The following is an 11,607-nucleotide window of genomic DNA, read 5'->3' as shown; positions in this document are numbered from 1 at the left end:
GGCGGCTCACCGCCGCCCCCCCGCCCGGAGGGGCGGCCACGGCGTCCCCCGGGGGCGGGCCCGCGCGGCTTCCCCGGGGCGTGCGCCCGGGCCGGACGGGGCGCGCGGGCCGGAGAGGTCCCGGGCCGGCGCCGCCACGGGATCGGCGATGGTCAACAGCATGCGGCTCCGCCCGGAGATCGAGGCTGCCCGAAGTGTGGCCGGGCCGGGCCGCGGTGTCACCCCGCCCCCGCGGCCCGGGCGCGGCGCGGCCGGGCCGCGGGGGCGTTCACAACCCCTGGCGGGGGCGTTCACAACCCCGGCGGGGCCCTGGCGGCGCTCCCACGTTTTCCGCTACACTGAAGGCCCAGGTTCACGTGAGCGCGAGCCGCCACGCCGTCCGCCGGCTCGCGCATCGATCCTCCGAGAGGCAGCATGCGTATCCCCCTCGCCACGGCGTCACTCAGCCTCGCGCTCGCGATCCTGCCCGGCCTCGCCCTGGCGCAGACGGAACCCCTGGCGCCGGGCCCCGCGGCCTCGCCCGCGGCCGGCGCCGCGGTTCCCGGCGCCGCGCCCGCGACCTCGGACGGCGTCCTGGCGCCCGGCGCGCCTCCGGCGACCGGACCCGTGGGCAAGCGCCAGCCCCGGCGGATCGACGCGGCGGTGAGTCCCGACGCCGTCAGGCCCGACGCGCCGAGGCCGGAGGCGGCGAGACCCGACCGGGCCCGGCCCGGGGCCGGCAAGGGCTCCGCCGGCCGCGGCGAGGCGGCGAGGGGCGAGGCGGCGAGGGGCGAGGCGGCCAAGGGAGAGGCGGCCCGGGCCGACACCGCCGAGGCCGCCCGCCGGGCGCAGAACGCCGCCGAGGCGCGGGACAAGGCCTGGGACTCGCGCATGAAGCGCACCCTCGGCTCGATCTGCCACGGCTGCTGAGCGGCTTCCAAAGCGGCCCGGCCATGATCCGGTTCGAGGCGGCCTCGAGATCCTATCCGGGGCAGCCCCGCCCCGCCGTCGACGCCCTCGACCTCGCGGTCGAGGCCGGCACGACCTGCGTGCTGATCGGCCCGTCCGGCTGCGGCAAGTCGACGGCGCTCCGGATGGTCAACCGGCTGATCGTGCCGAGCGCCGGCCGCGTCCTGGTCGAGGGGCAGGACGTCGGGGGCCTCGATCCGATCGCGCTGCGGCGTCGGATCGGCTACGTGCTCCAGGGCGTCGGGCTGTTTCCCCATCGCAGCGTGGCCGACAACGTCGCGACGGTGCCGGGCCTCCTCGGCTGGCCGCGCCGGCGCATCGCCGAGCGGGTCGACGCGATGCTCGACCTCGTCGGGCTCGATCCCGGCGCCTACCGCGAGCGCCGGCCGGACGCGCTCTCGGGCGGCCAGCGCCAGCGCGTCGGCGTCGCCCGGGCGCTCGCCGCCGACCCGCCGGTGCTGCTCATGGACGAGCCCTTCGGCGCCGTCGACCCGGTGGCCCGCGGGCGGCTCCAGGGCGAGATCCGGGCGATCCTGGGGCGGCTCGGCAAGACGGTCCTGATGGTCACCCACGACATGGACGAGGCGGTGCGGATGGGCGACCGGATCGCCCTGATGCGCGAGGGGCGGATCGTCCAGGCGGACGCGCCCGCGCGGCTGCTCGCCCGCCCGGCGGACGCCTTCGCGGCGGAGTTCGTGGGCGGCGACCGGCTGCTGCGGCGCCTCGCGCTCCTGCCGGCGGAGGCCCATGCCGAGGCCGGGAGCGCGCCGGGAGCGCCGGCGCTCGCCCCGGAGGCCTCGCTCAAGGACGCGCTCGCGCTCATGCTGGCGAGCGGCGCGGACCGGGTCGGCGTCGCCGGCTCGCCCCGGATCGTCACCCTGGCGGCGGTCCGGGCCGCCGCGGGCGGGCCGGAGCGCGGCCCCCCGTGAGGCGCCCGCTTCACCTGCGGCGCCCGATGGTGTAGGCGCGACGCTCTCCGCCCGCCCCGGCAGCCCCATCGCCGCCGCTGGCGCCCGCGCCGTGCGGAACCGAAGGCCCGACGCCCGATGACCACCCGCCTCGACGACACCTTCGCCCGCTGCCGCGCGGAGGGCCGCGCCGCCCTCGTCACCTACGTGATGGCGGGCGATCCGGACCCGGAGACCTCGCTGCGGGTGCTCAGGGCCCTGCCGGAGGCCGGCGCCGACATCGTCGAGCTGGGCCTCCCCTTCACCGACCCCATGGCCGACGGGCCGGCGATCCAGGCCGCGGGCCTGCGCGCCCTCAAGGGCGGCCAGACCCTCGAGAAGACCCTCGGGCTGGTGCGCCGGTTCCGGGAGGGGAACGCCGGCACGCCGGTGATCCTGATGGGCTACTACAACCCGATCTACACGTACGGCGTCGAGCGCTTCCTCGCGCAAGCCCAGGAGGCCGGCATCGACGGGCTGATCGTCGTCGACCTGCCGCCCGAGGAGGACGACGAGCTCTGCCTGCCGACGATCGCGGCCGGGCTCGCCTTCATCCGCCTCGCCACCCCGACCACGGACGAGCGCCGCCTGCCGGCGGTGCTCGCGAACACGGCGGGCTTCGTCTACTACGTGTCGATCACCGGCATCACCGGGACGGCGTCGCCGGATTTCGCCGCGGTGGCCGAGGCGGTGGCGCGCATCCGACGGCACACGCGCCTGCCGATCGTGGTGGGCTTCGGGGTCAGGACCGGCGCGCACGCCGCGGCGATCGCCCGGGGCGCGGACGGCGTCGTCGTGGGCTCGGCCCTCGTCGACGCGCTCGCCCGCTCCCTCGACCTCCAGGGCCGCGCCACGTCCGGGTCGGCCGAGGCGGTGGCGGCCCTGGTGCGCGAGCTCGCCGCCGGCGTCCGCGCCGGCCGCGCCGCCTGACGGGCCCTTGAGACAGGAGAAGCGCCGATGGTCGAGCCGATGAACTGGATCTCCGAGGTCGTGCGCCCGCGGATCAAGACCCTGTTCAAGCGCGAGACGCCCGAGAACCTGTGGGTGAAGTGCCCGGAGACCGGGCAGATGGTGTTCCACAAGGAGGTGGAGGCCAATTCCTGGGTGATCCCGGGCTCCGAGCACCACCTGCGCATCACCGCCCAGCAGCGGCTCAAGCTGATGTTCGACCAGGGCACCTGGCTCGACGTGCCCCTGCCCGAGGTGGCGGCCGATCCGCTGAAGTTCCGCGACGAGAAGCGCTACGCCGACCGCCTGAAGGACGCCCGCGCCAAGACCGGTATGACCGACGCCTTCAAGATCGGCTTCGGCCGGGTCGGCGGCCTGCCGATGACGCTGGCGGTGCAGGATTTCGGCTTCATGGGCGGCTCCCTCGGCATGGCGGCCGGCGAGGCCTTCGTGCGCGGCGCCGAGACGGCCCTCGACAAGCGCACGCCCTACGTGCTGTTCGCGGCCTCCGGCGGCGCCCGGATGCAGGAGGGCATCCTGTCGCTGATGCAGATGCCCCGCACCACCGTGGCGGTGCGCCGGCTCAACGCCGCGAAGCTCCCCTACGTCGTGGTGCTGACGAACCCCACCACCGGCGGCGTCACCGCCTCCTACGCCATGCTGGGCGACGTCCACTTCGCCGAGCCCGGGGCGCTGATCGGGTTCGCCGGCCCGCGCGTCATCGAGCAGACCATCCGGGAGAAGCTCCCCGACGGCTTCCAGCGCGCCGAGTACCTCAAGGAGCACGGCATGGTCGACCAGGTGGTGCACCGGCGCGACCTGAAGGCGACGATCGCGCGCCTGTGCGGCCTGCTCACGCAGGCGCCCGCCACGGCCGAGGCCCTCGGCAATCCGGCGCCCGAGCCCGAAGCCGCCTGAGGCGGGGGACCGAACGCCGGAGCGTGGCCCGCCGGGCCCCGCGCGCCGGTCCCGGCACCTCTCGCGCCGCGGCGCCCTCCGGCCCGCATAAGTCGGGCTTGCTGGCGCCCGGCAAGTCTGATCCCCTCGCCGTCCAGGGCCGCGCCCGAGGGTGGACCGGCGGACGCCGCGACGAGCTCCTGGCACCAAGCACCGGACGACGCCTCGATGGAATCCTCCGACGCCCTGATGGCGCGCTTCCTGGCCCTGCACCCGCGCACGATCGACCTGTCGCTCGGCCGGATCGAGCGCCTGCTGGCGGCGCTCGGGCATCCGGAGCGTCGCCTGCCGCCGGTGATCCACGTGGCCGGCACCAACGGCAAGGGCTCCACCATCGCCACGATGCGGGCGATCCTGGAGGCCGGCGGCCTCGCGGCGCACGTCTACACCTCGCCGCACCTCGTGCGGTTCCACGAGCGCATCCGCCTCGGCGCGGTGGGCGGCGGCCGCTTCGTCGCCGAGGACCGCCTCGCCGACGCCCTGGCGCGCTGCGAGGCGGTGAACGCCGGCGAGCCCATCACGGTGTTCGAGATCACCACGGCGGCGGCGCTGGTGCTGTTCGCCGAGGCGCCCGCCGACGTGCTGCTGCTCGAGGTGGGCCTCGGCGGGCGCTTCGACGCGACGAACGTCATCGACCGGCCGGCCGCCGCCGTGGTGACGCCGATCGGGCGCGACCACGCCGAGTACCTGGGCGACACCGTCGAGGCGGTGGCGGGCGAGAAGGCCGGCATCTTCAAGCGCGGCTGCCCGGCCGTGATCGCGCCGCAGGACTACGCGCAGGCGGACGCCGTGTTGTGCGCCCGCGCCGAGGCCTCGGGGGCCGGGCCGATCCTGGTCGGCAACCAGGACTTCTCCGCCCACGAGGAGCGCGGCCGGCTCGTCTACCAGGACGAGAGCGGCCTCCTCGACCTGCCCCGTCCCCGGCTCGCGGGCCGCCACCAGATCGTCAACGCGGGCACCGCCATCGCGGCCCTGCGCGCGGCGGGCTTCGGGGACATCGGCATCGAGGCCTTCGAGGCCGGCCTCGCGGCGGTCGACTGGCCGGGCCGCCTGCAGCGCCTGAGCCGCGGCCGCCTGCCGGGACTGATCCCGCCGGGCGCCGAGCTGTGGCTCGACGGCGGCCACAACGTCGATGGCGGGCGCATCCTCGCGGCCGCCATGGCCGACATGCAGGAGCGTGCCGACGCGCCCCTGGTGCTGGTGACGGGGCTCCTCGGCACCAAGGACGCGGAAGGCTTCCTCAGGAACTTCGTCGGCCTCGCCCGCCTCCTCGTGGCGGTGCCGATGTCGGGCCAGCTCGCGGCGCGCCCCGCCGACGAGGTGGCGGCGATCGCGGGCCGCGTCGGCCTCAGCGCCGAGACGGCGCCGAGCATCGAGGCCGCCCTGGTCGGCCTCGAGGACCGGGCCTGGGACCGGCCGCCCCGGGTGCTGATCTGCGGCTCGCTCTACCTGGCGGGCGCCGTCCTCACGGCCAACGGCACGCCCCCGGCCTGACGGCGCCGACCCCGGGCGGGAGCCTGCCGCCGCCTCGCGGGCGAGCCGCTGTTGCGCTCGCACCGATTGTGCCGTTCGGGCCGCGATGTGGCCCGTCTGCTACATCGTGGCTGTGGAAAATGGTCTAGCTTGGCCGGGATCGGGGAACCTGCTGGGGACCATCATGAAGAAGTTATTGACAGCGTTTGCGGCCTTCACTGCCTTGACGTCGGCCGCCTCGGCCGCCGACCTGCCGCGCCGCGCGGCGCCGCCGGTGTTCACGCCGGTGCCGGTGTTCACCTGGACCGGCTTCTACGCCGGTTTCAACGCCGGCTACGGCTTCGACGCCAGCGACAACAACAACAACCGCGCGACCGTCGTCGGCGTCGGCCCGACCACCGGCCTGTTCAGCACGGCCGCCGGCCCGACCACCGGCGTCCTGGCGTTCGGTGGCCGTAACAGCATCGACGGGTTCGTCGGCGGCGGCCAGATCGGCTACAACTACCAGTTCACGCCCGGCAACGGCGTCGTGGTCGGCATCGAGGCCGACGCGCAGTACGTCGATTTCGGTCGTGACCGGAACCGGTTCGCCTTCGCGACCGTGCCGGGCGGCGCCCTCAACCCGGGCGCGCTGGTGTTCAACCCGAACGGCCTGTCGGGCCTCGACTTCTTCGGCACCGTCCGGGGTCGTCTCGGCTACGCCTTCGACCGCGTCCTGTTCTACGGCACCGGCGGCTTCGCGTACGGCAGCGGCGGCGGGCGCGACTTCGGCCTGCCGAACCGCTCCACCGACGACTTCAAGACCGGCTGGGTCGCCGGCGGCGGCGTCGAGTACGCCCTGCCGACCGACTCCTTCCTGAACTTCTTCCGGTCGTCGGCCGTGACGATCAAGATCGAAGGCCTGTACGTCAACCTCGACCGCGGCACGGGCCTCAACGGCGCGTTCGCGGTGGCGGGTGCCCGCACGGTGGCGATCGGCGACCCCGACGTGATCGCGGTCAACTACAACAACCGCCGCCGCTCGGACGAGTTCGCGGTGGTCCGCGCCGGCCTGAACTACAAGTTCGGCACCTGGTAGGACCCAGGTTCCGTCATCGCGACGGCGAGAAGAGCCCGGCCGGGAGGCCGGGCTCTTTCCGTTCGCGCGGGCCGCGCCCGGCCCCCGGCCGGCGCGCCGGCCCGACGAAGAAAGCCCGGCCTCCCGGCCGGGCTTCTCGCGTTCGGGCCTCGGGGGCGGCGGTCAGGCGCTCGCCTGGATCCAGCGCGAGAGGTCGCCCTTGGGGGCAGCGCCGACCTTCTGGCTGGCGAGCTTGCCGTCCTTGAAGATCATCAGCGTCGGGATCGAGCGGATGCCGTACTCGGAGGCGATCCCGGGATTCTCGTCGACGTTGACCTTGGCGATCTTCACGCGGCCCTGCATCTCGCCGGAGATCTCCTCCAGCGCCGGCCCGATCGCCCGGCAGGGGCCGCACCACTCCGCCCAGAAATCCACCACCACGGTCTCGGCCGAGTCCAGCACGTCCTGCTTGAAGCTCGCGTCGGTCACCTTCACGGTTGCCATCGCACTAAACCTTTCCGTTCGGGGATGAGAGCCGATGACGCCGGCCGTCCCGCGTGGGCCCAAGTTAGGAACCGCCGGGAGGGCGATCAAGCGCGCCCGTCGGGCCGTCCCCATCGGCGCGGTGCGCTGACGCACAGGACGTGCGGCCCCGGCCCGCGCGGACGCGGCCCCGGCCCGCGCGGGCCGCCTCAGAGCGCTGCCAGGGCCGCCTCGCACTCCGCCGCCGCCAGCCGGCGCACCACCGGGCCGGCGGTCCAGACGAGGAGCGGGTGCAGCGCCCGGCCCGGATAGATCGCCGCGAGAAGGCGCGCGTAGAGGGCGACCTGCCCGGCCTGCCCGGCCGGGACCGGCGCGCCCGGGGCCGGCGGCCGGCCGGTCTTGAAGTCGACGAGCCAGACCGCCGCGTCGGTGACGGCGATCCGGTCGACCCGCCCGTGCACCGGCCGCTCGACGCCGCCGAGCAGGATCCGCCCCGACAGCGTCACCTCCGGCCGCGCCGCCGGGCCGAACAGCACCGCGAGGTCGGGATCCGCGAGGAGCCGCAGCACCTCCGCCACGATCCCGGCGCGCTCGCGCGGGCCGAGGCCGGGCGCGCGCGCGGCCAGGAAGGCGTCCGCCGCCTCGGCCCGGCGCTCCGGCGCCCGCCCCGGCAGGTGCTCGAGGAGCGCGTGCACGAGGACGCCGCGGCGGCGCGCCGCCGGATCGCTGGAGCGGGCGTCCGAGCGGCGGGGCTCGTCCGCGGCGCCGAGGCCCGAGGGCCGCAGCGGGGGCAGCGGCTCGGCCTCCGGCGGGACCGGGCGGTGGAGCCAGTCCGGCAGGGGCTCCGGCTCCGGCCGCGGACCGGGCTCGGCCGCGGCCCCGGGCAGGGAGGCGCCCTCGCTCCAGCAATCCGCCGGGCCGTAGGGCATCTCGGCGAGGGCGGCGCCGCCGAACTCGGCGACCAGCCCGCGCCGCACCATCTCGCACCAGGCCTCGGCGGGGGTCTCCTTGTCGTGGCCCGCGAAGGGCGCGATCACCAGGCGGTCCTTCGCCCGCGTCATGGCGACGTAGAGCAGGCGGTTGTGCTCCTCGCGGGCCCGCTCGTGCAGGGCCTCGCGGGCGGCCGCGACCGCGGCGCTGTCGTGCGCCTTCGCGCCCGACCAGACCGGGACCGTGCCGGCCGGCGTCCGGACCGGGAGCAGCGGCGGGTCGCCCCGGCCGAGGGCCTCGCAGCCGTCGAGCACCACCACGAGGGGGGCCTCCAGGCCCTTGGCGCCGTGCACCGTCATCACCCGGACCTCGTCGCGGGCGGCGTCGAGGTCGCGCTTGACCGTGTGGCCGCCCGCGTCCCGGCCGCCGCTCGGGGCGTAGCGGGACAGGAAGCCCGTGAGCGAGGGGGCGTCGGCGCCCGCCTCGGCCTGCGCCGCCGCGGTGAGGAAGACGTCGATGGCGTCCCCGGCCTCGCCGCCGAGGCGCGCGACGAGCCGCGCCCGGCCCCCGAGGGGCCCGAGCAGGGCGGCGTAGAAGCCGAAGGGCCCGTGCCGCCTCGCGAGGTCCCGCCATCCGGCCAGGGCGGCGGCGCCCCGCGCGGCGGCGGCGCAGCCGGCCCCGGCCCGGCGGGCGAGCGCGCCGGCCAGGGGCTCGGCCGGGTCGCGGCCGGCCGCGATCGCGACGAGGTCGTCGTCCGTGAGGGCGACGAGCGGGGTCTTGAGGGCGGTGGCCAGCGTCAGGTCGTCCTCGGGCAGCAGCGCCGCGCGGCCCGCCGCCACGAGGTCGAGCACCGCGATGTGGGCGGCGATGTCGAGGCGGTCCTGGCCCGCCACCGGGACGCCCTCCGCCTTGAGGGCGCGGATCACGCCCTCGAAGGCGGCGGAGCGCTTGCGCACCAGGATCAGGACGTCGCCCGGCCGCCAGACCCGCCCGGCCTCGTCGCCGGACGTGGTCCAGAGCCGCACGGCGTGCGCCACCCGGCGCGCCGCCACCAGGGCCGGGGCGCCGGGCTCGACGGCGTCGACGGGCTGCGTCCAGGCGTCGGGCTCCGCCTCGGGCGAGGGCCGCTCGACGGGCCAGAGCTCGACCCGGCCCGGCGCCCGGACGCGCGCCGTGGAGTGGACGGTGCCGACGGCCGCGTCCCCGAACGAGAGGCCCCGGTAATGGGCGTCGAGCGCGAACGTGGCGTCGACGGCCCGCAGCACGCCCCGGGCCGAGCGGAACGAGAGGGTGAGGCCGACGTCCCAGAACGGCAGCGCCGCCCCGAGGGCCGCCTCGCGCCAGGCCCGCCGCGTGGTCTCGAACTCCTCGGGCGCGGCGCCCTGGAAGCTGTAGATCGACTGCTTGGGATCGCCCACCGCGAAGCGGGTGCGGGCGAGCCCGCCCTGCCCGGGCGCCCTGGCCCCCTCCCCGGCGCAGAAATCCTCGGTGATGCGGCGCAGGATCTCCCATTGCTGGGGGTTCGTGTCCTGCGCCTCGTCGATCAGCACGTGGTCGACGCCGCGGTCGAGCTTGTAGAGCACCCAGGCCGAGTCGACCCGGGCGAGGAGGTCGAGGGTCTTGTGGATCAGGTCGTCGAAGTCGAGAGCGCCGAGGCGCGCCTTCTGGGCCTCGACCCGGCGGTGGATCTCGGCCGCGAGGGTGAACAGCGCCCGGGTGCGGGTGAGGGCCCGGGCGGCCTTGAGGGTGTCGCGCAGGCCCGCGAGCCGGGCCTGCTCGGCGACGAGGAGGTCCTTGGCCTGCGCCGGGACCGCCTTCGTGCCGAGAGTCGCGGCGGCGTAGGGCTCGCCCTCCCCGTCCTCCTTGAAGAACACCGCGAGGTAGAGCGGCAGCCGCCAGGCCGCCTCGGCGCCGGCGGCGAGCGCCAGGGCGTCGGCGCGCTTCTCGTCCGTGGCCTTGCCGGTGCGCAGCCGCGCGGCGAGGCCGGCCCAGTCGCCGGGCGCCCCCGCGAGCATCCGGTCCTCGACCGCCGCGACGGTCTCGCCGGGTGCGAGGCCGAGGGCCGCGCGCAGGCGCTCCAGCCCCCCGTCGAGCCCCTCGGGATGGCCGAGCATCGCCCGGTTCTGGACGGCGGCGACCATCACCCGGCGCAGGGCCTCGCCGGAGGCCTCCGGGGCCACGAGGGCGAGGGCGTCGGCGAGCGCCGGGTGGCGCCCGTCAACCGCGTCGGCGAGCACGTTGTCGATGGAGCGGTCGATGGCCTCGCGGGTCTGGGCCTCGTCCAGGACCACGAACCGGGCCGGCACGTTGGCCTCGAACGGCACGAGGTGCAGCAGGCGCTCGCAGAGCGCGTGCAGGGTCTCGATCTTGAGGCCCCCGGGCGTCTCGACCGCCCGGGCGAACAGGCGCCGGGCCCGCCGCAGGGTGGCGGCGTCCGGCGCCTCGCCCTCGAGCTCCGCGAGCTCGGCCCGCAGCGCCGCGGCGTCGAGGGTGACCCAGCGGCCGAGCCGCTCGAACACCCGGATCGCCATGTTGGCGGCCGCCGCCTTGGTGAAGGTCAGGCACAGGATCTTCGAGGGCACCGCCCCGTGCAGCAGGAGGCGCACCACCCGGTCGGTGAGCACCTTGGTCTTGCCCGCCCCCGCGTTGGCCGAGACCCAGGCCGAGGCCCGCGGATCGGCCGCGCGCCGCTGCGCCGCCTGCGTGAGCCCGTCGACCACGAAGCCTTCGATGCCCATGCCTGCCTCCGCGCGTCCCGCCCGGCGGGCCGAATCGCCGAGCACTCTGCCCCGCCGCGGTTGCCGGGCGGGATGCGCGCGGGCGCGGATCGCGGCTTGTGCACAGGCTTTGCGGGGCGGTGTGGCGCCGCGGGCACAGCCGGGCGGGCCGGGCGGGGGCGAAGCGCCGGGGGAGCGCGGGCCGGCGGCCGGGCCCCGCCCCTACTCCTCGGTCCCCGCCAGGGACCACTCCTTCACCCGCGCCAGGTGGTCGTAGTCCGAGTAGGCCTTGGCGTATTTCGGGTAGGGCCGCGACAGGTAGGCGGCCTCGCCGTCGAGGAACCCGGAGACGAGGCGGCGCAGGCCGGCGACGTGCGCGTCGACGATGTCGGCGAGGCTCCGCGCCTCGCCCCGGGGCGCCCGCAGCGGCGTCGGGTCGAGCGGGACCTTGCCGCCGCCGGCCCGGATGTAGAGGAGGTCGGGCGTCTCGGCCGCGGGGCCGAGGTCCCGGAAGGCGCCGGCGCGCAGCATCGCGGCCTCGAGCGTGAGCTGGGGCGAGAACCCGGCGAAGACCTCCCGGGCGCTCGGCGGCTGCCCGGTCTTGAAGTCGATGATGGCGTGGCCGCCGTCGCGGCGCGCCTCGATCCGGTCGGCGCGGGCCCGCAGGGTGAACACCGTGCCGCCGGGCAGGTCGAGGGCCCAGCGCCCGCCGGTCTCGGCGTGGACGCGCCGGAGGCCCGGGCGGCGCTCGGCCTCCCAGGCGAGGTACGCGTCGGCCATGCGGGCGAAGCGCGGCCACCACTCGGCGTAGAGCTCCGGGTAGGCGTCCGCGATCGGCGCGAAGGCGTTGGCGGCGAGGTCGTAGAGGAGGCCCTCGGCCTCGGCGGGCAGCGCCTCGGGGTAGCGCTCGGCGAAGCCCCCCAGCACCTCGTGCACGATGGTGCCGCGGTCGCTGGCGCTCGGCTGCACCGCCACGGGCTCGAGGGCGTCGAGCCCCAGGACGTGGCGGGCGAACAGGCCGTAGGGGTCGCGCACCAGCGTCTCGATCTCGGTGACGCTGAGCGAGCGCGGGAACAGGGCGGGGTCCGGCCGCGGCGCCGGCCGGCGCAGGCGCGGCGGCACCGGCTCGCGGCCGCGGTCGAGGGCG

Annotated in this window: 9 protein-coding genes; 6 read left to right on the top strand and 3 right to left on the bottom strand. The window is 76.5% G+C overall.

Translation table 11 applies throughout. The annotated features are described in order from the left end of the window. Nucleotides 1-414 precede the first annotated feature (414 nt). The 6 genes from DT057_RS31700 to DT057_RS31675 all read left to right on the top strand — a co-directional run bounded on the left by DT057_RS31700 (nucleotide 415) and on the right by DT057_RS31675 (nucleotide 6,351). A complete protein-coding gene (locus tag DT057_RS31700) occupies nucleotides 415-909 on the top strand; it encodes a hypothetical protein (protein WP_128566026.1) in 495 nt (164 codons plus the stop codon). 23 nt (nucleotides 910-932) lie between these two features. Next, nucleotides 933-1,877: an ABC transporter ATP-binding protein gene (locus tag DT057_RS31695; RefSeq protein ID WP_128566025.1), complete on the top strand. Its 945-nt coding sequence runs from the start codon at nucleotides 933-935 to the stop codon at nucleotides 1,875-1,877. Nucleotides 1,878-1,994: 117 nt separating this feature from the next. Continuing rightward, nucleotides 1,995-2,825 (top strand): tryptophan synthase subunit alpha, encoded by an 831-nt coding sequence (gene trpA, locus DT057_RS31690; protein ID WP_128566024.1) that lies wholly within the window; start codon nucleotides 1,995-1,997, stop codon nucleotides 2,823-2,825. A 27-nt stretch (nucleotides 2,826-2,852) separates the two neighbouring features. Then, entirely contained in the window at nucleotides 2,853-3,761 is a 909-nt protein-coding gene (gene accD / locus DT057_RS31685) for an acetyl-CoA carboxylase, carboxyltransferase subunit beta (RefSeq protein ID WP_128566023.1), read from the top strand. A gap of 207 nt (nucleotides 3,762-3,968) precedes the next feature. Beyond that, a complete protein-coding gene (locus DT057_RS31680; RefSeq protein ID WP_128566022.1) occupies nucleotides 3,969-5,294 on the top strand; it encodes a bifunctional folylpolyglutamate synthase/dihydrofolate synthase in 1,326 nt (441 codons plus the stop codon). A 163-nt stretch (nucleotides 5,295-5,457) separates the two neighbouring features. Then, nucleotides 5,458-6,351: an outer membrane protein gene (locus tag DT057_RS31675; RefSeq protein ID WP_128566021.1), complete on the top strand. Its 894-nt coding sequence runs from the start codon at nucleotides 5,458-5,460 to the stop codon at nucleotides 6,349-6,351. Between the two features lie 162 nt (nucleotides 6,352-6,513). Here the strand turns inward: DT057_RS31675 and trxA are convergent, their stop codons facing one another. From trxA to DT057_RS31660, 3 genes are all read right to left on the bottom strand, one after another. Then, the gene (gene trxA, locus DT057_RS31670) at nucleotides 6,514-6,834 is read right to left on the bottom strand and encodes a thioredoxin (RefSeq protein WP_128566020.1); all 321 of its coding nucleotides are present in this window, start codon (nucleotides 6,832-6,834) and stop codon (nucleotides 6,514-6,516) included. Nucleotides 6,835-7,022: 188 nt separating this feature from the next. Beyond that, a complete protein-coding gene (gene addA / locus DT057_RS31665) occupies nucleotides 7,023-10,481 on the bottom strand; it encodes a double-strand break repair helicase AddA (RefSeq protein ID WP_128566019.1) in 3,459 nt (1,152 codons plus the stop codon). A 201-nt stretch (nucleotides 10,482-10,682) separates the two neighbouring features. Next, a partial coding sequence (locus tag DT057_RS31660) for a PD-(D/E)XK nuclease family protein (RefSeq protein WP_203236428.1) occupies nucleotides 10,683-11,607 on the bottom strand: 925 nt, incomplete at its 5' end.

It is taken from the genome of Methylobacterium crusticola, from assembly GCF_003574465.1.
GTDB lineage: Bacteria > Pseudomonadota > Alphaproteobacteria > Rhizobiales > Beijerinckiaceae > Methylobacterium > Methylobacterium crusticola.
Note: the sequence above shows the minus strand (reverse complement) of the source record. Positions and strands in the feature narration are given on the sequence as shown.